Source organism: Flavobacterium sp. Root935 (genome assembly GCF_001429295.1).
Taxonomy (GTDB): domain Bacteria; phylum Bacteroidota; class Bacteroidia; order Flavobacteriales; family Flavobacteriaceae; genus Flavobacterium.
The window spans coordinates 825,435-848,852 of record NZ_LMJL01000008.1 but is presented as its reverse complement, the minus strand read 5'-3'; the positions used below and the strand labels follow the sequence as shown (position 1 = coordinate 848,852).

Genomic DNA, 23,418 nt, shown 5'->3' with positions numbered 1-23,418 from the left:
CGTAAACAAAAATAAGTATTATTTACGTATAAATACTTAATTTTTAAATTTATTTTTTTATTTTTGATGCAGTAAAATGACAAACAACAAATTAGTTTTTAATCTGCTAAAAATGAAAAGTCATGAAAGAAGAGCAAATTATTTGTTATTCCTGTACCAATGAAAATTGTTTCATAAAGAAACACTTGCATTTAGAGCAGATGATGCAGTATGTTTCGAAAAAACAAAATTTAGTTTGTAAAAAATCAGATCGTTTTATTACGGAAGGTTCACCCCTGCATGGACTTTATTTTATCTGCAAAGGAAAAGTGAAAACCGTAAAGACGGGCATTAACGGCCGTGAGCAAATTGTGCGCCTGACAAAAAACGGAGACATAATTGGCTTTCGCGGATTTGGAACGGGGCAAAAGTATTTAATTGGAGCTTATGCCTTAGAAGATACTATTCTGTGTAATTTTAGCAACGAAACAATGCTGGAAATTTTAAAACAAGTTCCTGAATTTACATACGCTCTAATGTTATTTTATGCTGATGAATTAAACAAAAGCGAGAACAATATTCGCAAAATTGCCCACATGAATGTCCGCGAACGTGTGATCGATTTACTGCTTTACATACATCGAAAATTTGGACAAATCGATGGTTTAATTGATATCGATCTTTCTCGCAAAGAAATAGCCGATTTTGCAGGAACTACAGAGGAACAGGCAATTCGAGTAATTTCGACTCTTAAAAAAGAAGCGTTGATTAAAACAGTTGGAAAACGAATTGGAATTCTAGAAGTTGCCACATTACGCTCCGAAATTATGGAGCATAAATATTTTTGATGTGAGGTTCTAAGTTGCTAAGATTCTAAGATGCTAAGGTTTTGACTTTAGAGACGCACTGCAGTACGTCTCTACTCGTATTAAATTTATTTTTTCCTGCCGATAAATCGAATTACAGAACCAGTTCCGTTATGGAATAAACCTTCATTAAGTTCAATTTCTTTTTCTTCCAATTTAATGATTTCGTAGTTCGGAAAATCGCTTTTGATTTCTTCAATTGAAAAAAGCGATTCAATATCTTTTGGTCCGCCCACTTTTTCGTTTATGGCAAGATATTCTAAATGTTTTTTGCTGAAAGCTTCAAAAATAATAATACCGTCTTCGCGGAGTAATTGATCCAGCTGTTTGTGGATTTCAGATTTAATTGCTGCAGGAAAATGCGCATAAATCAAAGCAAGTGCATCAAATTGTCCTGGCTGAAAGTTTAGTGTTTCCAGTTCACCAACTTGGTAATCAATAGAAACATTATTTGTTTCTGCAAGTTTTATAGCTTTGTTTTTTCCTTCTTCACTAATATCAAAAGCCGAAACTTTCCAGCCTAATTTTGCGGCAAAAACAGCATTTCGTCCTTCGCCTTCGGCAGGAAAAAGAACAGTGCCGGGACTTAATTTTTCCAGTTGTTCTTTTAAATAATTATTAGGCTCTTCGCCGTACGCAAATTCTTCACTGCTGTAGCGGTCGTCCCATCTTTTTGTCCAGTTGTTCATGGTTTATATATTGAATTTAATGATTAAAGGTTTGTGGTCACTGTACAAAGTCCAATCTTTGTAACTTCCCACTTCAACGCTTTCTAAAACTTCTATAAAATCATTTGAGACAAAGCAATAATCCATATGATAAGGCTTGTTTTCATGTCGGTACATATACAAAGTTGGATGTGCTTCTTTGCCTTGAATTTGATTGAAATATTTGTGATAGCTGCTGAAAATATTTTTATCTGCTAATTTTTTTACCACCGTCGTGTGATTTCCTTCTCGTCTCGGTTTGTCCCAAATCGTATTGCTGTTGAAATCGCCAATTAAGATTGTTTTTGTCTCTTTGATTAAATCGTCGTAATAATTAATTGCTTTCCACACTTGAGTTACATAAGCGCCATCTTTATCAGCGGGATTATTTGCCCAAACAGCAAACAAAGTAAAATTAACTTTTCCGCCTGTGACGGCTATGGGCAAAATATTTTTAAAGTCTGGATTATGGCAGTCTAATAATTGAAGTCGGTAGTCACTGTAAGAAAAAACACCAATTCCTTTATTCAGATTGGCTCCGTACCAAATAATGTCATTTGGAGTTTGTACACCGTTTGGGAATTTTAATTTTTCAGGACTTTCGCACTCCGAAATTGCAGCAATATCAGGATTGTGAGCGAGAATGAATGCTGCTTTTTTTCTGAATGCCATGTTGCAATTCCATGCGATGAGTTTCATTAGACTATTAAATTGTTCTATCTCAAATATAGCGATTAAAGAGTAAAATAAATTCCTCCCAAATTAAAAAAAAAATACCCTTTTTCTACTTGGAAAAAGGGTACTGTATAAATTTCAGATTTATAAAATCTCTCTATTTTTAATCTTAACCAACGATTGTTGTTACGCCGCTATTTATGTCAATTTCTGCAAAATGATGTTTTCCCATTACGATAAGCAGTTTATCTGAATTATAACCTACATATCTAATTTCAGGTTGTCCTTTTTTTGGTTCTCCGCAAGCAGAAATTACATTGGTCTGCCATTTCAATTTGCTTCTTTTGTAAGCAGATATGGTTTGTAAATCCTTTTCAACATAATAAACTATGTTGTTTTTTTTAATTCCTCTTTTTTGCGTTTTTGCAAAATTTATTTCTGAGTTTTTTGAAATTAAATCATCATTGTATTTTTGGGCAATGCCAGGCTGGGCTACAATGAAAGTTAACATTGATAATTTTAAAAATGGTTTCATTAGGATAGAATTTGGGGTTCATAATCGGCTCAAATATAATTAATTAAACTATATATCAAGTTTCTTTTAGGTGAAAAAAAAATACCCTTTTCCGAAATAGGAAAAGGGTAAAAAATATAATTTAATTTTGTAGAAAAATTATTTTTTCCAGCTAAAAATTCTTGGATTCACAGAAACCATTAACCAAGCCCAATTATTAGTATGGCTGGCATCTCCATTTTTTATAAATTCCATTGTTTTTGAACCAAACATTTGAGAATAACCTCCTGTAACTGTAATGTCTTTTTTGAAATTATAACCAAAAGTAACATCAACCTCAGTTCCTAAGTAAGAATCTAATTTTTCGTTTAAAGGCGTAACTACATCAGCAGCAGCTAAAAATACGTGAGGCATTAAAGCAAACTGCCATTTATTAATATTGTAATTTAATTTGATAAAAGCATCTTGTAAACCTACATTGTTTAAATGGTTTCCAACATAAAAATAATCCATATAACCATTGAAGCCGTGGTTAGTTCCAAAAATCGGATTGAACGATTTAATAACTGAGCTTCCGTCGTTTGAATCTTTTCCAGACAAGAATTCATATCCTAAGCCGGCTTTGAAAGATTCGGTAATTTGATATCCAAAATTTGCCGCCGCATTCCAGGCACTTACTTGTAAATCTGTACTTTTTCCTGTTTGTCCGTATACCCAAAAATTAGTATCTATTTTACCAGTTTTATAAGTAAGGTAAGGCCCAAAAGTTTGCTTGTAATCTACTAGTAATTTGGCATCGGCATTGGCATATTCGTAACCAGTATTCAATAATAAGAAACTCAAACCTAAATTTTCATTGAATTGATTGTGATACCAGGCATATTGCAAAGTTTTATATGTGGCAACAGTGTAAGGCGTTTGGAAAGTATTTTCGGCAGTAGAATTATAGGCGCCTCCAAAATCAAATTTTTGCTTTTCTGTATGATAACTTACAGTAAGTGCATCATGACTTTGTGCCTGTTGTCCCCAATCTTGTTCTCCAAAAATACGCTGATTATCATAAGAAAGAACTTGGCGTCCCATTCTTGCGCTCCATTTTTCTGTAAAATTATATTGTGCCCAAGCTTCAAAAACGGCAACTCCATTTTTATCAGCAACTGCTGTTGGTGCAACATCGCCCCAGGTTCTGGTGTTTTGAAGAGTTAATTTTACAATTAAATCTTCTTGTTTATAATTGAAATTTAAACGGGAACGTTGTGATATTTGAGATGTTCCTTTTTGTCCCTCAGGGATCAGGGTTTTGTAACCATTACGGTATTCAAAACGCGGTCGAATCTGCAGATTCACATCTAACTCCTGAGCCTGAATTTCGAAACTTAATCCTACGATAAGTATTAAAATTAGTTTAAGTTTTTTCATAAGGTTTTTATGTTTTTATCGAAGGTAAATTTATAAGAAAAAGCTGTTTTTACTATGGACTTAAATCATATTTCTAATTATTTTTTAATCTACGTTTAAGCTGCTGCTTCTAATATTACTTTGTTTGTTGTAACTTCTTTTTTCTTAGCTAGTTGTGTAATAGTGTAATGCATCCAAACCAAACATACTATAGAAAAAAGTAAAATAAAAATCCATGAACTTGACCATATTCCGGTTGCAGTTAATAGATATCCGAAAATAATCGGGCCTAAAAAGCCTCCTAAACCGCCAATCATTCCCACTATTCCGCCCACAACACCAACTTCAGTTGGGAAATATTCTGGAATATGTTTATAAACTGCTGCTTTGCCAATTCCCCATGAAATTCCGATTAAGATCACTAATACTAAAAATACCCACATATTGGCATCAAATTTAATAACCGTGATTCCTTTTGCGATTAACTCTTTTTTGGCAACATTTTGATTATGAGCTACTACAACATTCTGCCAGCTAGAAGTGGTTGGAAATATGGCGTTCTCACTTACAAGTGAAGCTTTCTGAATAATTGGATATTCTTTGTCACCCACTTTTACGGTTTTTTCGTTGATTTCTTTCACAACTCCTTTTTTGGCAGCTAATATTCCTGGTCCTGCAGTAGTGATTTCCATTTTCGGAACCATTAATAATGCGCTTAAGATTACAGAAGACCCTAAAACCCAGTACATCACTTTTCTGGCTCCAAATTTATCAGACAAATAACCTCCAAAGGCTCTAATGACACCAGAAGGAAGACTAAACATGGTAGCAAACAAACCGCCCATGACCAAACTGGTTTGATAAACATTCATAAAGTTTGGTAAAAGCCATTGCGAGTACGCTACAAAACAGCCAAATACTAAAAAGTAATAAGCTCCAAAACGCCAAACTCGAGCCGATTTTAATGGAATGAGCATTTGTGAAACAGTTTTGTTGCTGTTTTCTATTTTTTTATTTTGGGCAAAAATTAGAAATGCGATTCCGATAAGAACTAAAGAAATAGCATAAATCACAGGAAGTATTTTCCATCCATTTTGCGGATCACCAATTGAAAAATGATTTAATAATGAAGGTGCAAGAAAAGTTGTAATAGCTGCGCCTGCATTTCCCATTCCGAAGATTCCTAAAGCGCGACCCTGCCATTCTTTTGGATACCAGATTGATGTATAGCCGATTCCGACTGCAAAACTGGTTCCGACCATTCCGAAAAAGAAACTTAATAATGCAAACATAAAAAAACTGTCGGCGTAGGGAAGCAGGAACAACGGAATTGAACTTAGAAGCAGTAAAAGTGAAAAAACGTATTTCCCTCCAAATTTATCGGTCAGAATACCAATTGGAAGACGCATAATAGATCCCGTTAAAATTGGAATTCCAAGTAACCATCCAACCTGAACAACGCTCCAGTGGAAAATTCCGTTATCTACCAAAAAGGTTACTAAAACCCCATTTAATGTCCAGCAGGCAAAACACACTGTAAAAGCCAATGTGTTCAAAAATAAGATTTTGTGTGACTGCGATAATGAGTTTGTATTTTTCATAGCACTTATATTTTTTAGTAAAATTAAGTACTATAACTTAGTTAAAAGATGCTAAAACGCAGTTTTTGAAAAATAATTAAGTATTTATACGTATTTTTTTAGATTAAAGAATACTCCGCAGCTTTATTCGAAAGTTCCATCAAGTTTTTAACTTTTAGTTTTTTCATCAAATTAAATCGGTGTACTTCAGCTGTACGTTTACTGATATCAAGAGCTTCGGCGATTTCTTTATTTCCTTTTCCAGATAATAAAAGAGTTAGAATCTCTTTTTCTCTTTTAGTGATCATCATTTCTTCTCCTAAATTTTGCTTAGGTTCTAATGATGTAGATGAATTCGTTAATTGACTTATTAAAATAGAAGAAATATCACCGCTGAAATATTTTCCTCCAGCAGCAACACTATGAAGCGCTTTTAAAAATTCTTCTTTGCTAGAACCTTTTAATAAATAACCATCAGCACCAGCTTTTATAGACTTCAAAACATATTCTTCCGATTCGTGCATCGAAAGCATTATAATTTTGATGTCGTTATTTTCGCTTCTAAGTTTTTCTACTACCTCTATACCAGTTAAGTTTGGCATACGAATATCTACTATAAGTAAGTCTGGTTTGCTTTCTGCAACTACTTCAAGCGCATCGGCACCATCTATTGCTTCGCCTACAACCTCAATGTTTGCTTCGTTTTCTAGTAAAGATTTGATTCCGTCTCTAACAAAAACATGATCATCTGCCAGCACTACACGAATGTTATTACTCATAATTTACTTAATTTGATTTCTGGATATTTACGTATATTCATCTATAAAGAAGACGCTAATATACGTACTTTTTTTATTTAAAATTTCAATTTTTTGAAATTCCAAATTCCAACATTAAAAAATCATTAGAAAAAAAATGCAATGTCAATGACAATTGCAATATCAATGACAATATCAAATTTCAATTTTTTTAATTGTAAAATTGTCGATTGAGATTGAGGTGTCTTCAACTTCGCTCAGCCTGACAAATGGAAAAAGTTGGACGCTTAGCTAAATTTTCTAATTATCCCATTTTCTAATTGCCACATTATCTCATTTAAGAATTGGAATATTAAAAGTGATTCTCGTTCCTTCGCCAGGAATTGAATTGATGAAAACGCGGCCGTTAACGTATTGTATGCGCTCTTTCATAAATAAAAGTCCCATTCCAGATTCGCTGTTGCGTTTTTTGTCGACTGAATTCATGTCGAAACCTTTTCCGTTATCATCAATAATAATGCTGAGGAGCGTTTCGCTGTGTGAAAGCTGTACAATGATATGAGAAGATTCGGCGTATTTTATGGCGTTGTTGATGGCTTCCTGCGTAAGACGGTAAATATTAATCTCGATTAGAGAATCCAAACGCTGGTCGAAATTGGTTTTGTTGTAAAAAAGGATTTCTTTTCCCGTTAGTTTGGAAAGTTCTTGCGTAAGTTTTGCCAGCGAAGAAACGATTCCGTGATCGCTTAATTCTGGCGGCATTAAGTTGAAAGTTGCCGTACGGACACCTTTTATAATATCAAGTGAAAGTTTCTTTAGATACTCAATTTTTTGTTCCGACTTTTCTCTGTCATCTAAATTAATACTTTCCAGACTGAACTTTAAACCTGTAAGCATCTGGCCAATTCCGTCATGGATTTCTTTCGCGATTCGATTTTGTTCGTTTTCTTGATTTTCAACAATCTTGCTTGAAATAATCTTTTGCTGATTGATTTTTTCGGTGGTGTTTTCAAGGTTTAAACGTTCGACTTCGCGTTGTGCTTTTTTGCGTTCTGTAATGTTGAAGCAGACAATTAGAAGTTCTAATTCGTCTTTTTTAATCATAACTGGAACCATTGATAAATCAAGCCAGATTTCGAAATCTTCTTTGGTGATAATTTTTATTTCGCCCTGCCAGCCGCTTCGCTGTTTTTCAAATATCAGGCGGTCAAAATTGGATTGTTCTTTTTCGTCAATGGTTAAAACTTCTGAGAATTTTTTGTTGGATGAAAATTTGGTATAATTGAGCAGTTTGGCAAATTTTTCGCCAATATGTATGATCGAACCATCGGGTGCAATTCGGCAATAGAGAAGGGTATTTTCCATTGCATAGTTAAGCGATTTTAATTCTTTAACCGAGTTTTCCTTGATTTCGCTCAGTATTTCGGTGTCGTATGCCAGTTTTAAAGCTTTCTTTTCGGAAGAAAGAAGTTTAGCAATTAAGCGTTCGATTTTTTTATTTGTGGGTTTGAAAATAAAGAAGAATTCTAATAGTAAAACCAAAAGTGTAAAGCCAAAAATCCAATATTCTATTCGGCGTTGTTCAGTTACTTTTTCGTGTGCTTCAAGATCGTATTGCGTTACAATCTGATTCATTTTAGAAAGGAAAATGCCTTCATTTTGCAAAATAACCTGAACTAGCTTTTGATTTTCTGAAGTTTGTTTTTTCTGTTTTAAATTTGATAGAAATGCATCGGTTGTTTGGGCAATTTTATTAAAAATCGGATTGATTTCTAGATACAATTTATTTAATGTCTCGCTTTTTTCTTTAGGAAAAGCTAAGCTGTCACTGCCGTTTACAAGTGCATTTTGGTTCTTTTTCCAAAGTGATAAAACGCTTTTTAAATGTGAAATTTGTTTAGCAGAAGCGGTGTCAGAAACATAATGGAGAATCAGAACTTCTTTTACGATTTTCTGACTCAGCATTCTTTGCTTTCCTGAGAAATTAATGATTTTAGAATCGCTTAACTGCTGGTTCAGATTGTATTGTACTAAAATCTGACTTACAATTATAGTTAAAGCAATAGTAAGAAGTGCAAAAAAATACAGACGGCGTAAATTTTTGAAAGTGATTTTATCTTCTTCCTGACTGCTTTTTTTCATATAATTGAATTACAATCCTAAAGAGGCTTTTATAAGATTTAAGTTTTCTTCGGAATAGTGGATTTTTAAGGCTTCCTGATGTCCTTTGTCCGACATTTTATCCCAGGTTTTTTTGATGATGTTTTTTAGTTTTTCCTCATCGTGTTTATGAACGAAAGGTTCTAAATAATACTCAAGGAAAACAAGACAAATAACATCTTCTAATAATTGTGTTTCGTGATCTTTTTTTAGTAATTTTTTCTCAATTAAAAACGAAACGCGATCAATAAAAGTCTGGTCATAACCTGCTTTTTCCAGAATTTCGGCAGTAGTTTTGGCGTGGAATTTTTTTAATTCTTCTCGCCATTTCAAATAACCAACGCGATCCATTGGGTATGATTCTCTTGCTACTTTCCATCGGCAGATGTGCTGTGCTTTTGAAGCAATCTGGATTTCTTCAGATGCATTTGGTTCAAACTGCATCAGTCTTTCGTACATCCTGTTGGAATACAATAATTCTTTTGGATATTCTGTATTTTGATCGATTTCAATGTTTGGATCTTGTGCGTTTTCAGCATCAATCCATTCGCTTGCTTTTTGAAAAGGTGTAGTCATTGTTTGGTTTGATAATAGATTTCAAAGATACGGAATTAGTAAATATGTGAGATGTGAAATGTGAAATGTGAAATGTGAGAAGCAAGAGGCAAGAAGCAAGATGATAAAAGTTCTTCAAATCTTACTTCTTGTTTTTTGCTTCTGGTTTCTTGCTTCTGGTTTCTTGTTTCTTGTTTCTTGTTTCTTGTTTCTTGCCTCTTAAAAGTCTAATCCACAAATCCAACAAATACTTCATTCTCCACAACCTTAATCGGATACGTTGCAATTTTAAAATCATCTCCGTTTAGGTTAGATCCATCAACAAGTGAAAATGTTTTTTTATGCATAGGGCAGGCGATTTTCGGGATATCATCGGCAGATCCTGTCATTCCTCTTGAAAGTACCATTTCCATTTTGTGCGGGCAGGCATTTTGACAAGCGTACCATTCGTTGCGGCGTGTAAAATTGAAAATAGCAATCTGCTTGTTTTTGTATTTGATGCAGCCGCCTCGGTTGGTTGGAAAATCTTCTACTTTACCTGCTTTAAACCAAATTGTTGCATCGCTTGCATGAACTGTTTCGTATTGATTTAAGATTTCTTCCATGGTAATAAATTTTAGTTCCTGTTTCTTAGCCCTCTTTTACAATCATGAGAGTTATGATGGCGCAGTAAAAAAGAGGGTAAGAAGGACAGCAACGTTTATGATATTTTTTTTTTGGAGCTGATTTTTTAATTAAAAATTGAGAATTAAAAATTAAAAATTAAAAATTTTTGAAACTGTAATTTTTTGTTACAGCTATGCTATGTTTGTTAATGTAAGTGAAACGCCTTTATATATGCCTATAAGTTATGTTTCTATGTGTTTAAAAATTATTTATAAAACTAAGACCAGGCTTTTGGTGCTTTTTGATCTCTTAACGGAACAAAAACAGCATTATCATCTTTTTCGTCTGAGTTTATAAAGTGATTGAAACGTTTCAATAATCTTGGTTTTTCCAGGACTTGTTTCCATTCGCATTCGAAAGTGTTTACTAATGTCTGCATTTCAGCTTCAAGTGTTTCGCAGATTCCTAAACTGTCTTCGATAATTACTTGTTTTAAATAGTCTAAACCTCCGTCCAATTTTTCTAACCAAGTTGAAGTTCTCACAAGCGGACCAGCAGTTCTTATGTAATACATTAAGAATCTGTCCATATATTTGATCACGGTTTCTTTGTCGATTTTCTCAGCCAATAAAACAGCGTGTTTTGGGTTGGCACCGCCATTTCCAGCGATGTATAAATTCCATCCGCCTTCAACAGCAATTAATCCAAAATCTTTTCCACGTGCTTCTGCGCATTCGCGGATGCAGGCCGAAACGCCGCCTTTTAGTTTATGAGGAGAACGAATTCCTTTATATCTGTTTTCTAGTTCAATGGCAAATCCGGCGCTGTCGTCCATTCCGTAACGGCACCAAGCATTTCCAACGCAGCTTTTTACGGCACGAAGTGATTTTCCGTAAGCATGCCCACTTTCAAAACCATTATCAATTAAGATTTTCCAGATTTTTGGCAAATCACTTAAATGCGCTCCGAATAAATCCACTCTTTGTGCACCAGTGATTTTGGTGTATAAATCAAATTGTTTGGCAACTTCGCCAATTACGATTAATTTCTCGGCTGTAATTTCTCCTCCCGCAACTCTTGGAACAACAGAATAAGTTCCGTTTCGTTGAATATTCGCTAGGAATCTATCATTTGTATCTTGAGTTGTAACATGTTTGTTCGCAGTATCATTGTATATACTTGAAAAAATTGAAGCCACAACTGGTTTGCAGATCTCGCATCCGTCACCTTTTCCGTGATGATCGATAACGTCATAGAAATTCTCGTATTTATTGATTTTTACCAAATCGAACAATTCTTGGCGTGTATAGCTGAAATGCTCGCATATCACTTCTTTTACTTCTTTTCCAAGTGATTTTTGAGTCGCTTTTACCAAATCTGAAACCATTGGTTTACAACCGCCGCAACCAGAAGTTGCTTTTGTTATTTTTACAACATCTGAAAGTGTAGCACAAGATTCGTCTAGGATTTTACAGCAAATAGAACCTTTCGTTACATTTTCACAAGAACAAATTACAGCTGTATCTGGTAAGTCCATTACACTTCCTAAACTTGAACCTTCAGATCCATCTCTTGAGCCAAGAATTAAATCTTCTGGATTTTTAGGCAACGTCATTTCATTAACATAGATTTGAAATAGCGAATTGTAATCGCTGGAATCTCCAACTAATATTCCACCTAAAAGCTTTTTAGAATCTTTGGTAACGTTGATTCTTTTATAAATGCCGCTTAATTTGTTTTCATAAATAATGGCTGTTACGTCATTATTTTCAATAAAAGGATCACCAAAACTCGCTACTTCAACACCTATTAACTTTAATTGAGTCGACATATCGATGGTTTCTCTCATGGTTTTATCACCATTTAAAATTTGCTCAGCGGCAACATCGGCCATTTCGTAACCTGGGGCAACAAGTCCGTAAATATTTTGATTATAAAGTGCCGCTTCGCCAATTGCATAGATAGAAGGATCTGATGTCTGCATTTGATTGTTTACCACAATTCCGCCTCTTACACCGACTTCCAGCCCAGAAACTCTTGCCAGTTCGTCGCGAGGTTTAATTCCGGCAGAAATAACCAGCATGTCTACTTTTAACAATTCTTCATTGGCAAACATCATTCCTGTTATGCATTCCTTTCCGTCAATATATTGCGTGGCTTTATTAAGATGAATTCCGATATTTAATTCTTCAATTTTAGATTGCAGCATATCGCTCGCGCCCTGATCTAATTGTCTGGGCATTAAACGAGGTGCAAATTCCACAACGTGCGGGTTGAGTCCTAAATCCCTAACCGCTTTTGCTGCTTCAAGACCTAATAATCCTCCGCCTAAAACTGCAGCTTCGGTTGCGCCTTTTTGTTTAATTTTTTTGGCGTATGCCATAATAGAATCCAGATCTTCGATGGTTCTGTATACAAAAACGCCTTCTTTTTCTACTCCTTCAATTGGAGGAACAAAAGCCGAAGAACCAGTTGCCAAAACTAAGTAATCGTAAGTATGCGTTTTTCCTAGATGTGTATGTATTGTTTTTTGTTCACGATTTATATCAGTAATTAATTCTGATGTATTAAGAGTAATGTTATTTTCAGCGTACCACTCACTTGTTGATAGAGATAAATCATCTGCTGTTTTTCCCCCGAAGTATTCACTTAAGTGAACACGATCGTAAGCTCGTCTCGGTTCTTCACCAAATACGGTAATTTGATACTTTTCTTGTCCTGATTTTGCAACGAATTTTTCGCAAAATTTATAACCAACCATGCCGTTTCCAACTACTATTACTCTAATCATGATTTCTTTAATTAAGTATTATTACGCAAATATAAGTATTTATACTTATTTAAATACGTATTTATTTAAATTTTTAAGTATAGTAGAGGTTTTTTTACTACGTATTTCAGCGTAATATCATACGTAGTGTAGCTTTTGGATGGATTTGTAAAATTTTAAAAGCATTAAATTTGAAAAGATTCTAAATAAGGTTTTCAAAAAAAGTCGTAAATTCATAGGAATTTTACACCTATTTAAGGATTGGTAACATTTTTAAATAAAGATCTTATGAAAAAAATACTTTCACTTTTGTTATTGTCTCTTTTGATAATAAGCTGTAAAACGGCAGCAAATAAAGAATCTAATACAAGCGCATCGACTTCAGGAACTTTACAAGACGATTTAAATTTTTATTTTAAAGCAACAGGAAATGAGCCTTTTTGGGGAGTTAAAATAGGAAATGATCAAATTGTTTTTACTTCATTAATAAGTGGTAAAGAGAGCATCACTTTTCCTGCTGTAGATGCGATACGAGCGATGGATGCCAATGTCAAGATGTATAAAAGCAGTAACGAAACGGCATCTATAATTGTCACAATCCAGCAATTAGATTGTCAAGACTCTATGTCTGGGGCAATTTCGCCTTACAGCGTAAAAGTTGAAATTAAAAATAATGCTGACTTGGAGTTTCAAAAGCTGAGCGGCTGCGGTAAATATATAACAGATTATCGCCTTCACGATATTTGGGTTCTCGAAGAATTGAATGGTTATAAAGTTTTTGCTGCCGATTTTCAAAAGGAATTCCCAAGAATCGAGATTAATTCGACAGAAAATAGATTTTCTGGCTACGGCGGCTGTAATACTATTAGCGGGCAATTTTTTTATGAAAAGGATATATTGAGATTTACCAAAGTCCTTTCGACCCTTATGGCATGTCCTCAAGGAAATAAAGAAGGAGAATTTACTAAAGCACTTCAAAACGTAACTACTTATTCTATTGAAAATAACAGATTAACACTTTCGAACCCTTCTGCAAAACTTTTGGTTTTTAGAAAAGTAGATTAATATTTATTCCTAAAATGTCTTAAAGTGGTTTAAAAATAACTTTTAGGGAATATCAATGCTGTAGCGACAAAATATTTTTGTAAAATAAAACTTATATTTATTTTACATGAAAAAGATTTTAATGTTATTTATTGCAGCATCATTGGCTTACAGCTGCAAATCGAGTAAAGAAGCAACATCCGTTGCTGCAACAAATGAAAAATCAGTTGAAAAGAAATTACAACAAACTTGGATTTTAGAGAATTTGAACGGAAAAACAATAAGTGAGAAAGATTTCACAAGTTTTCCAAAAGTTCAACTGACTCCGTCAAATTTTTCTGGATCAACGGGATGCAATGCTATTAAAGGAAATTTACTTTCTAAAGGAGAAGGAAAAATTCAGTTTTTGGATCTTACTTCAGAAACTAAAAAATGTGATGCAAAAAAAGAAGGCGAGTTTCTACAATTATTAAGAACAACTTCTGGTTATTCTATTGAGAATAATAAACTTTATCTTTCTAATCAGTTTGGATTGACAATGTCTTTTAAAAAAGGATAATTAAAGAGAAAGGCTTCAAAATTAATTGAAGCCTTTTTTATTTATTCGAATAATTCCTTAGGATCTTCACTTTCGTCTTCTTCAATAAAATCTAATTCTAAAGCTCTAACGGTCTGGACAGCATTTCCGGCAATTCCACGAATCGAACCGTACATTCCTAAAGTGTTATGAACTACTTTTTCGATTTGTTTTTCTCTTTGTTTCCAGATTCGCTGCATCGCTCTTTTTTCAGAATCTAAGTCGTTTTGCATTTGCGTAAATCCTTCTACAATTCCTTCAATCTGTAATCGGAATTCGTTGCTTGTCAAGAAATCGTATAACATCGACATTTTATCGCCTTTGTTTTCCTGCGCTTGCACAGCCTGGCTAACTTGAATTAAAGATTGACGTAAAACGGCACTCAGCCCCTTAAATTCTTCATAGGTACAAATCCAGATTCCGTCGCGCATTCCCATTCTTTCCATTCCAGAAGGCATTACTTCGGTAACTAGAACACCAATATTGGCTCTTTTGGTCCTAATATCATTTTTAAACTTTTCGATCCACGATGGCTGAAAAGCTTTTGTTCTTTTACTTTCGTAATAAATAGAACCGCAATTTTGCAGTTCACGTGTATTTACAATTTGAAGACAGTCGGCACCATTTGCGCCTTTTTTAACTTCATCGATGCTGTCAAGCGGAAAATTATTTGCGAGCCATTCTTCAATCGCCAATTCCATTACTTCGCCTTGCAATTGCATAGAACCTTGTTCCTGCTTGCGTTTCATTTCTTCAATAAGTTTCTTCTGGTCGTCAGACTGCTTTTGGTATTCTTTGATTTTTAGCTCGTTTTTTTCTTCTTCCTGTTTACGAATTTTATCACGCTCTAAAACCAAAGTTGCATTCAGCTGTTTTTGCGCTTCGGCTTCAATTGCTTCTTTCATTTCCAGTTTTTCACGCTGTAATTTGGCAATTTCCCCCTGCATTTTATTCAACTCCCTAATTTTATCTGATTTTTCAGAAAGCTCTTTTTCCATTAAAAGCAAACGATCTTTGTTTTCTTCTTCAAGTTTAATTTTAAGCTTTTCAGAGATTTCCTTTTCGGCTATTTTTCTTTCTCGCTCCAAGCGTTCAGCAAAGAGTTCGTTTTCTTGTTTTTTCTTGGCTTCAAACTCGGCTTTGGCTTTTTCGAACTGTTCGTTTTTAAGCTCAATTTCACGGTTTTGAATACTGGCTTTTTGTTGAAATTCTTTACGGATGCTATCTTCTAACTGATGTTTTAAAACATCATTGACATCGATAGGAGTTCCGCAGTTTGGACACTGAATTGAAGATTGCTCGGCCATTTTATATTGAAATTTTATTGTAGAATTTGAATTTGCTAAGATATTTAAACTTTCTGTTTTTCTTACTGCAATTCGTGTGATAAATTGTAACGAAATTTTTGTCTGCCACGAATTACAACAATTTTCACGAATTGTTTTATATGCTGCAATTTAAATACGTTTTATATTTAGATTTTACGGATTTCCTTTGTTTTAAAATAATTCGTGAAAATTGTTGTAATTCGTGGCAGTTTTTTATTTCTTAGAAAAATTCAATAAAAAAGCAACAGCCGTTTTTGTAATTTCAGAATCATCTTCTTTTGAAGTAATCAGTGAAACATCGGTAAAAAGATTTACTTTTTTTAATTCGATAAATCCTATCTCAGAATCCTGATTGTTTTTAGCAATATTCGAAGGGACGATCGAAATTCCTAATCCATTCTTCACTAATTGTACAATAGAGTTAATGTTGTTTGCTTCATGGATGATTTTCGGCGTAAAGCCATAAAAAGCACAAAGTTCTAACAAAACTTCATGATAATGAGGTGCATAATCTTTGTTGAAAAACACGAAAGTTTCGTCTCTTAAATCCAAAATATCTTTTTCAGATTTTAATTGAATCATGTTTTTATTAAAAACAATAGAAAATCCGTCCTGAAACCATAAGTGTGCTTTTATCTTAGGAGATTGTATTGGTGAACGAATTATTCCCATTTCGATTTTTCCTTGTTCTAATGCTGTAATTTGTTTTGTTGTTGAAACTTCAAAAAGTTTGAAATTGACATACGGAAATTGCGACTTTAAATGCTTGATTAAATCTGAAATAACAGCCGAATAAATGGAACTGATATACGCGATTCTGAATTCACCCGAAACGTTCTCTGCGATTTTTTTTGTTTTTAATGAAATTCGTTCCAAATCTTGAAAAAGGGTTTTTACTTCTTTTTCAAAATATTTTCCTGCTTCTGTAAGTTCTACTTTTTTATTGTTCCGAATAAAAAGCTTTGCCTGAAGTTCTTCTTCCAATTCAGCAATTTGACGGCTCAGCGGTGGCTGTGAAATAAACAGTTTTTCTGATGCTTTAGTAAAGTTTAATTCTTCGGCTACAGCCAAAAAATATTTTAAATGACGTAATTCCATGATACCTTAAAAGTATTATTAATTGATAAAAATAGTATTTTTAAAGTATTTATGAAAAGAATAGTTTTGAAAAATCAGAAAATAAGCCTCTCGCAGATAAAGCAGATTATTAATTTAGATAAAATCGTCTAAACCATAATATTTCCAATCTATAATAGCATAAAGATTCGCGAAATCTGCGAGAGATTAAAAAAACAAAAGACAATGAAAAAATCAACTATTGAAGAAATCAAGGAAAGATTTGACAAGGATGTCGAACGATTTTCAAATTTAGAAACTGGTCAAGTGGCAACAATCGATGCTACTATTTCTTTAGAATTAATAACCGAAGCTTCAAAACGAATTGTTCCTAATGCAGCAACTGTTTTGGATGTGGGATGCGGTGCTGGGAACTATACTTTAAAGATGTTGTCTAAAGTGCCAAACTTAAGCTGTACTTTGGTCGATTTGAGTTTACCGATGTTGGATAAAGCTTTTGAAAGAGTCTCAGCAGAAACAAATGGAAAAGTTATTGTGAAACAAGGGGATATTAGAGAAATAGATTTAGAAGAAAACAGTTTTGATATTATTTTAGCTGGTGCTGTTTTGCACCATTTGAGAGACGATCAAGATTGGGAAACTACTTTTACCAAATTGTTTAAATTGTTAAAACCAGGTGGATGTCTTATGATTTCTGATTTGATTACACAGGATACCGATTTGTTGAATGAATATACCTGGCAGATTTATGGCGAATATTTAGAAGGCATTGGCGGAGCAGTATATCGCAAAAATGTATTCGATTATATTGCTAAAGAAGATACGCCAAGATCTATGAATTACCAATTGGATTTAATGAAAAAAGTAGGTTTTTCTAAGGTAGAAATTTTACACAAGAATATGTGTTTTGGCGCTTTTGGGGGAATAAAGTAGTTTTTATAGCCACGAATTCACGAATTTATTTTTAGAATCTATATGTGTAAAGTTTAGATTAATTAATTCGTGAATTAGTGGCGGAAAACCTTTATAAAATTTGAGCTGTTTTGTAAACTTGAATTGGGCTTGCGACTAAGCTTTCGGTTTTTGAAATAAAATCAATTAAATAGGATTGTGCGTTATGTAAATCTAGACCAATTTGATCTCTCCATTCTTCCCAAAGAATAAATACGTTGTCGGAAGTATGTAAATCGTAACGAATACATGCTGCTTCTTTTCTAGTTTCGGTTACTAAATGTGTCAGCATATTTTGAACTTCAATTAAGTTCTCTGGTTTACTTTTTAAAATTGCGGTAATCGAAATCATATTATAAGTTTTTAAAAGTTTCTTCCAAATGTTTCGTATAATCTTCTTTAAAGATAACGATATTTTCTGGTGTTGCGCCTTTTTCTACATCATGAAAATGGAATCCGTTTATGCGTTCCATTCCTGTAAATTTATTCATTTTATGAAAACCAAACATTACGCCGTCGTCAACAGAAGTTTCTTCGAAGAATTCTCCGGGCAATGTAAACGCTGTTTTTGGAGCATTCCAACTGGTTGTCAGCATATATTTACGACCGTGTAAAAGTCCGCCTGTTCCGTAGTTGATGTCTGGATTTACGCGGCTTCTTCCGTCACTTTTATAGATTCCGTTGTTGTGTCCCTGTGTAAAAACATCATCGATATATTTTTTAAAAAGATTTGGCAGTTGAAACCACCAAACGGGTGTGTGATAGATAATTAAATCTGCCCAAACGAATTTTTCTACTTCTTCCTGAAGATCGATATTGTCTTCTATATGAGTTGTCTTTATCTCATAATTATTGTTTTTTGAAAGAAATTCAACTGTCCAATCCTGAACTGTTTTATTGAATTGTCCGCCTGAATGTGCGAATTTTTGTCCGCCGTTGATTATAAATATTTTTTTCATTTTAAAAATTATTGTTTCTTATGAAAATGGATGCGTGAGGGATTGAGGCGGTATCCTTTTGCGTAATGAAATGGAGCAAAAGATATAGCCGAAAGCCCGACCCGGAGGGACACGCCCAAATTCTAATTATTTAAATTTTGAGATTGTTTTTAACACATAGAAACATAGATTTTCTTTCTTGAAAAGGAATGAATAGAAACTAGTTTCTAACACATAGTCCCGAAGCCTCGGGATATGTTGATGAAAGTGAAACGCCTTTAACCAGAACAAAAAACTATTTTTCTATGTGTTTAAAAGAATATTATTTAAGTTTCGAAATTGCCTGATTAATGAAATCTAATTCTGAAACTGATAAATCGAAATCCATTGTTTTTGCATTTGAAATGGCTTGTTCGGCATTTCTAGCTCCAGCCAAAACTATTGCGATTCCTTTTTGTAAGCTTGTCCAGCGTAAAACCAATTGCGAAATTGAAATGTGTTTTGCGTTTGCCAGCGAACTTAGTTCTTCTACCAAAGTTTTTACTTTTTGAAGGTCGAATTGACCGAAGTAACCATTTCTATGATCGCTTTCTTTTAATTTACTATCTGTAAAATATTTTCCAGTTAGTAAACCTCTTTCCATCGGGCTGTAAGCAATAATTCCGATGTTTTCGGCGAGTGTAAATGGAATTAAATCGGTTTCAATTTTGCGGTTCAGCATGCTGTACGCTACTTGGTTTGAAGCAATTTGAACTGTTTTTTGTGCTTCTTTAATTTGTGCCACATTGTAATTACTTACTCCAAAAGCTCTGATTTTTCCTTGTTGTATTAAGGTTTCTACAGCTTCCATTGTTTCAGAAATTGGTGTTGTAGCATCTGGCCAGTGAATTTGTAAAAGGTCAATGTAATCAGTTTGAAGGCGTTTTAAGCTTTCTTCAACTTCTTTAATCACATTTTCCTTTGATGAATATTTGTATACAGGAACTTTTTTTCCGTTGTCATCAGCATCAAAAAAGAAATCACCTTTTCCGTTATTACTTCCGTCCCAAACCAAACCAAATTTTGTTAGTAACTGAACTTTAGAACGATCTGCGCTTTTAATTGCTTCACCAATCATTTCTTCACTTAAACCAAATCCATAGAAAGGAGCGGTGTCGATTGTGGTAACACCATGATCGATTGAAGCATGAATCGAGTCTATTGAATCTTTTTTTTCTGTTCCACCCCACATTGTTCCTCCAATAGCAAAAGCGCCGTATGTAATGGTTGATAGTTCAAGTTCTGAGCTGCCTAATTTTCTATATTCCATGATATTGTATTTTTAAATCTTAAATTTCACTTGGCAAAATTATACTGTTTTTACGACTATTAATTTGTATATATTTGTCTTTTTTATGTAAATTTGCAACTTCAAATAATTATCAGCGTCATGAAAAAAGAGAATTTATACGAACCTTTTACGGTTTCTTTTGAGACTTTAGATGAATATCCAGATGTTGGTGATCGTCATAATTTCTTTGAATTGGTGTACATTTTAAGCGGAACAGGAAGGCAGTGTATCAACAAAAATATTTTTGAATATGATGCTGGACATATGTTTTTATTAACGCCTGAAGACTGTCATAATTTTACGATTAAAACCGAAACGAAGTTTTTCTTTTTGCGTTTTAATGATATTTATTTAAAGAATTCAAGTCTGCAGAATGAAAATGTACAGCGTTTAGAATACATTCTGCAAAATGCTAATCATCAGCCGGGCTGTATTTTAAAAAATGATGCCGATAAATGTCTGGTTAAAGTAATGATCGAAGCAATTTGCCGAGAGCATAACGACAAAGATGTTTACAATCAGGAATTGATTCAACAACTGGTAAATACTTTGATTATTATTGTAGCAAGAAATATTGCAAAATACCTTCCTGAACAAGTTAATATTGGCACCGAAGGAAAAGCAATGGATATTCTGCAATATATACAGAACAATATTTATTATCCTGAGAAGATTAAAGCAGAATCGATCAGCGATTATTTCGGAATTTCGAATACTTATTTAGGTCGTTATTTCAAGAAACATGCAAGTGAAACGATGCAGCAATACATCAGCAATTACAAAACAAAACTGATTGAACATCGTTTGCAATTCAGCGATAAACGTATTAACGAAATTGCTTATGAATTTGGTTTTACGGATGAAAGCCATTTCAATAAGTTTTTTAGAAAACAAAAAGGGTATAGCCCTTCTGAATTTAGAAAGACGATTAGATTAAGTGCTTAAACACTAATTGCAATAATTTACACGAATTATTTATTACCGTTGGAATGATGGTAAACTTTGTTTAAATCGTTGTTAATTTTGTGTTTTAAATAATTTTCTTGATTACTCTTAATTTGTGAGTGTGTTTATTCAATTCAGGATTATAAATTCCGGTGTGGTCTAAACGGTCAATGCGAACTTTTCCACTTGCGTGAATGATGTAGTTGTTATCCATTATAATCCCAACGTGAGTAATGTTTCCTTCATCGTTATCAAAAAAAGCTAAATCTCCCGCTTCACTTTCTTCAATAAAGCTTAAAGGTTCCCCGTCAAGCGCCTGCTGTGAGGCATCGCGATGAATTTTATAGCCGTTTAATTTGTAAACCATTTGAGTGAAACCAGAACAATCAATTCCGAAAGGTGTTTTTCCACCCCATAAATACGGAGCATTTAAATACATAAAAGCTGTGTTTATAAGCGCGCTTTTAGGTTTAATGCCGCTTGTTTTCGTTCCTTCAAAATCAAAATTAGAAACATTGATTTCGCTGTTATTTAGAAATGATAACGAAGCTCCAAGTGGAATTGGAAGTAATAAATTGTCAGGAGCGGTGATGTAATCAATTAAATCGGCATTTAGGATAATCGCCTCTTTACTCAATTGATTGAAATTTGCCTCAGAAATTACCTGGTATTGTTTCGAATCAACCCATCCTTCATAGTCATCAAACTGAATTCTTATTTTAGCCCATTGATTATGGCGTTCTAAAATTTCGACATGTTCGCCAAACAAAAGTTGTGTAACGATTTCACTTCTGTCACTTGGTTCAGATCGAACGGGTACTATAGCTAAATTGCAAATTCCAAACATTTAAGGAAATTTATAAGTTAAAAATTAGGAGTTATAACTTCTGATAACTCCTAATTTTAGATAATATTATTTAAGCTCTTTCGATAACAATTGCAGATGCGCCTCCGCCTCCGTTGCAAATTGCAGCGGCACCTGTTTTAGCATTGTTTTGTTCTAAAACATTTAGTAAAGTTACAATAATACGCGCTCCTGAACAACCCAGTGGATGTCCTAATGAAACAGCACCTCCATTAACGTTTATCTTTTCGTTATCTAAATTTAAGATTTTTGCATTGGCTAAACCAACTACAGAAAATGCTTCGTTAAATTCGAAATAATCAACATCTGAAATTGAAATTCCAGCTTTGTCTAAGGCTTTTGGTAATGCTTTTGCTGGACTTGTAGTAAACCATTTTGGTTCTTGTGCTGCATCTGCATATCCTTTGATATAGGCTAGAGGTTTTAATCCCAATTCATTTGCTTTTTCTTCAGACATTAAAACTAATGCAGCAGCTCCGTCATTAATTGTTGATGCGTTAGCGGCAGTTACAGTTCCGTCTTTTGTAAAAACAGGACTCAAAGATGGAATCTTGTCTAATTTTACATTAGTATACTCTTCGTCTTTTGAAAATATAATTGGTTCTCCGCGTCTTTGTGGAACTTCCACAGGAACAACTTCATTGTCAAATTTTCCAGCATCCCAGGCTTTTGCACTTCTTTCATAAGATTGAACAGCAAAATTATCCTGCTCTTCACGGCTGATGTTATATTCAGTTGCACATAAATCAGCGCAAACTCCCATTGCGTTGTTATCGTAAGCATCTGTTAAACCATCTTTCTGCATTCCATCAAGCATTGCAGCTGGACCAAATTTGTTTCCTGCACGCATTTGTACGTAGTGAGGAATTAAGCTCATACTTTCCATTCCGCCTGCAACAACTACTTCAGCATCTCCACACGCTATTGCCTGCGCAGCAAACATAACCGCTTTCATTCCAGAAGCGCAAACTTTGTTTACAGTTGTAGCGGCAACTTCTTCAGACAAACCAGCAAAAAGAGCTGCTTGGCGAGCTGGAGCTTGTCCAACGCCGGCCTGAATTACGTTACCCATAAAAACTTCATCAACTAATTTTGGGTCTAGGTTAATTTTTTGAAGCGCTCCCTTAATAGCGGCAGCACCTAATTTTGGTGCGGGTACGGTAGATAACCCTCCCATGAAACTTCCGATAGGTGTTCTAACGGCAGAAACGATAACAACTCTTTTGTTCATTTTCTGTAATATTAGTTAATAAAGCAAATTTACTCTTTATTTGAATAAATTCAAATTTTGTGTAGAATAGGGCGATTTTAAATTTAAGATGAAATTTTTGTTAATTCTATTTGTTTGATTGTGAAGTGTTTTAGAAAAAAGATTAAAAAAACTTAAAAAAAAGCGCAAAAATAGTTGTGAGAAATGGAATGTTGTGTTACCTTTGCCACCGCAAAACAGAACACGTTTCTTGAGCTTGGAGAGGTGCCAGAGCGGTAATGGAGCAGATTGCTAATCTGTCGACGGGTAACCGTCGCCAGGGTTCGAGTCCCTGTCTCTCCGCTTAAATTTTGCCTTCGGGGTGTAGCGTAGCCCGGTTATCGTGTCCCGATTGAGATCGGGAAGACCACAGATACGAATCTATGACTAAAGCTCGGGGTGTAGCGTAGCCCGGTTATCGCGCCTGCTTTGGGAGCAGGAGGCCGCAGGTTCGAATCCTGCCACCCCGACAGAAACTTTGCCATAAAGTTTTAAAACAAATGGACGCATAGCTCAGCTGGATAGAGCACCTGCCTTCTAAGCAGG

At 34.2% G+C, this 23,418-nt stretch carries 22 protein-coding genes and 2 tRNA genes; 7 read left to right on the top strand and 17 right to left on the bottom strand.

Going from position 1 to position 23,418, the window contains the following annotated elements:
* Positions 1–122 precede the first annotated feature (122 nt).
* Positions 123–827: a Crp/Fnr family transcriptional regulator gene (locus tag ASE40_RS08800; RefSeq protein WP_057116576.1), complete on the top strand. Its 705-nt coding sequence runs from the start codon at positions 123–125 to the stop codon at positions 825–827.
* A gap of 86 nt (positions 828–913) precedes the next feature.
* On the opposite strand, the gene ASE40_RS08795 is transcribed toward ASE40_RS08800, so the two are convergent.
* From ASE40_RS08795 to nirB, 10 genes are all read right to left on the bottom strand, one after another.
* On the bottom strand, positions 914–1,534 hold the full coding sequence (locus ASE40_RS08795) for a class I SAM-dependent methyltransferase (RefSeq protein ID WP_057116575.1): 621 nt from the start codon (positions 1,532–1,534) through the stop codon (positions 914–916).
* Positions 1,535–1,537: 3 nt separating this feature from the next.
* On the bottom strand, positions 1,538–2,251 hold the full coding sequence (locus ASE40_RS08790; protein ID WP_057116574.1) for an endonuclease/exonuclease/phosphatase family protein: 714 nt from the start codon (positions 2,249–2,251) through the stop codon (positions 1,538–1,540).
* Between the two features lie 145 nt (positions 2,252–2,396).
* Positions 2,397–2,762 (bottom strand): hypothetical protein, encoded by a 366-nt coding sequence (locus ASE40_RS08785; RefSeq protein ID WP_057116573.1) that lies wholly within the window; start codon positions 2,760–2,762, stop codon positions 2,397–2,399.
* 138 nt (positions 2,763–2,900) lie between these two features.
* The gene (locus tag ASE40_RS08780) at positions 2,901–4,160 is read right to left on the bottom strand and encodes an alginate export family protein (RefSeq protein ID WP_057116572.1); all 1,260 of its coding nucleotides are present in this window, start codon (positions 4,158–4,160) and stop codon (positions 2,901–2,903) included.
* A 95-nt stretch (positions 4,161–4,255) separates the two neighbouring features.
* Positions 4,256–5,740 (bottom strand): MFS transporter, encoded by a 1,485-nt coding sequence (locus ASE40_RS08775; protein WP_057116571.1) that lies wholly within the window; start codon positions 5,738–5,740, stop codon positions 4,256–4,258.
* 98 nt (positions 5,741–5,838) lie between these two features.
* Positions 5,839–6,498 (bottom strand): response regulator transcription factor, encoded by a 660-nt coding sequence (locus tag ASE40_RS08770; RefSeq protein ID WP_057116570.1) that lies wholly within the window; start codon positions 6,496–6,498, stop codon positions 5,839–5,841.
* Positions 6,499–6,810: 312 nt separating this feature from the next.
* Positions 6,811–8,619, bottom strand: coding sequence for an ATP-binding protein (locus ASE40_RS08765; RefSeq protein WP_057116569.1), 1,809 nt, complete (start codon positions 8,617–8,619; stop codon positions 6,811–6,813).
* A gap of 9 nt (positions 8,620–8,628) precedes the next feature.
* Positions 8,629–9,213, bottom strand: coding sequence for a DUF4202 domain-containing protein (locus ASE40_RS08760; protein WP_057116568.1), 585 nt, complete (start codon positions 9,211–9,213; stop codon positions 8,629–8,631).
* A gap of 206 nt (positions 9,214–9,419) precedes the next feature.
* On the bottom strand, positions 9,420–9,797 hold the full coding sequence (nirD, locus tag ASE40_RS08755) for a nitrite reductase small subunit NirD (protein WP_057116567.1): 378 nt from the start codon (positions 9,795–9,797) through the stop codon (positions 9,420–9,422).
* A 278-nt stretch (positions 9,798–10,075) separates the two neighbouring features.
* The gene (gene nirB, locus ASE40_RS08750; RefSeq protein WP_057116566.1) at positions 10,076–12,589 is read right to left on the bottom strand and encodes a nitrite reductase large subunit NirB; all 2,514 of its coding nucleotides are present in this window, start codon (positions 12,587–12,589) and stop codon (positions 10,076–10,078) included.
* Positions 12,590–12,856: 267 nt separating this feature from the next.
* Here nirB and ASE40_RS08745 point away from each other — a divergent pair, with 267 nt between their 5' ends.
* Both ASE40_RS08745 and ASE40_RS08740 read left to right on the top strand, forming a co-directional pair.
* Positions 12,857–13,633, top strand: coding sequence for an META domain-containing protein (locus ASE40_RS08745; RefSeq protein WP_057116565.1), 777 nt, complete (start codon positions 12,857–12,859; stop codon positions 13,631–13,633).
* A gap of 106 nt (positions 13,634–13,739) precedes the next feature.
* The gene (locus tag ASE40_RS08740) at positions 13,740–14,171 is read left to right on the top strand and encodes an META domain-containing protein (RefSeq protein ID WP_057116564.1); all 432 of its coding nucleotides are present in this window, start codon (positions 13,740–13,742) and stop codon (positions 14,169–14,171) included.
* A 41-nt stretch (positions 14,172–14,212) separates the two neighbouring features.
* Here ASE40_RS08740 and ASE40_RS08735 read toward each other — a convergent pair whose 3' ends face one another.
* On the bottom strand, positions 14,213–15,496 hold the full coding sequence (locus tag ASE40_RS08735; protein WP_057116563.1) for a DUF2130 domain-containing protein: 1,284 nt from the start codon (positions 15,494–15,496) through the stop codon (positions 14,213–14,215).
* A gap of 234 nt (positions 15,497–15,730) precedes the next feature.
* Positions 15,731–16,615: a LysR family transcriptional regulator gene (locus ASE40_RS08730; protein WP_057116562.1), complete on the bottom strand. Its 885-nt coding sequence runs from the start codon at positions 16,613–16,615 to the stop codon at positions 15,731–15,733.
* Between the two features lie 204 nt (positions 16,616–16,819).
* Here ASE40_RS08730 and ASE40_RS08725 point away from each other — a divergent pair, with 204 nt between their 5' ends.
* Entirely contained in the window at positions 16,820–17,527 is a 708-nt protein-coding gene (locus ASE40_RS08725; protein WP_057116561.1) for a class I SAM-dependent methyltransferase, read from the top strand.
* 91 nt (positions 17,528–17,618) lie between these two features.
* Here the strand turns inward: ASE40_RS08725 and ASE40_RS08720 are convergent, their stop codons facing one another.
* From ASE40_RS08720 to ASE40_RS08710, 3 genes are all read right to left on the bottom strand, one after another.
* Entirely contained in the window at positions 17,619–17,897 is a 279-nt protein-coding gene (locus tag ASE40_RS08720) for a putative quinol monooxygenase (RefSeq protein WP_057116560.1), read from the bottom strand.
* 1 nt (position 17,898) lies between these two features.
* A complete protein-coding gene (locus tag ASE40_RS08715; RefSeq protein WP_057116559.1) occupies positions 17,899–18,504 on the bottom strand; it encodes an NAD(P)H-dependent oxidoreductase in 606 nt (201 codons plus the stop codon).
* 301 nt (positions 18,505–18,805) lie between these two features.
* The gene (locus ASE40_RS08710) at positions 18,806–19,792 is read right to left on the bottom strand and encodes an aldo/keto reductase (RefSeq protein WP_057116558.1); all 987 of its coding nucleotides are present in this window, start codon (positions 19,790–19,792) and stop codon (positions 18,806–18,808) included.
* 120 nt (positions 19,793–19,912) lie between these two features.
* Between ASE40_RS08710 and ASE40_RS08705 the strand changes: the two genes are divergently transcribed.
* On the top strand, positions 19,913–20,758 hold the full coding sequence (locus tag ASE40_RS08705; protein ID WP_057116557.1) for an AraC family transcriptional regulator: 846 nt from the start codon (positions 19,913–19,915) through the stop codon (positions 20,756–20,758).
* An 85-nt stretch (positions 20,759–20,843) separates the two neighbouring features.
* On the opposite strand, the gene ASE40_RS08700 is transcribed toward ASE40_RS08705, so the two are convergent.
* Complete coding sequence (locus ASE40_RS08700) at positions 20,844–21,605, bottom strand: C40 family peptidase (RefSeq protein WP_057116556.1); 762 nt, start codon at positions 21,603–21,605, stop codon at positions 20,844–20,846.
* Positions 21,606–21,675: 70 nt separating this feature from the next.
* A complete protein-coding gene (locus ASE40_RS08695; RefSeq protein ID WP_057116555.1) occupies positions 21,676–22,854 on the bottom strand; it encodes an acetyl-CoA C-acyltransferase in 1,179 nt (392 codons plus the stop codon).
* A 237-nt stretch (positions 22,855–23,091) separates the two neighbouring features.
* On the opposite strand from ASE40_RS08695, the gene ASE40_RS08690 reads away from it, so the two are divergent.
* Positions 23,092–23,175 (top strand) — tRNA-Ser (locus ASE40_RS08690).
* A 92-nt stretch (positions 23,176–23,267) separates the two neighbouring features.
* Positions 23,268–23,342, top strand: a tRNA-Pro gene (locus tag ASE40_RS08685).
* Positions 23,343–23,418 lie beyond the last annotated feature (76 nt).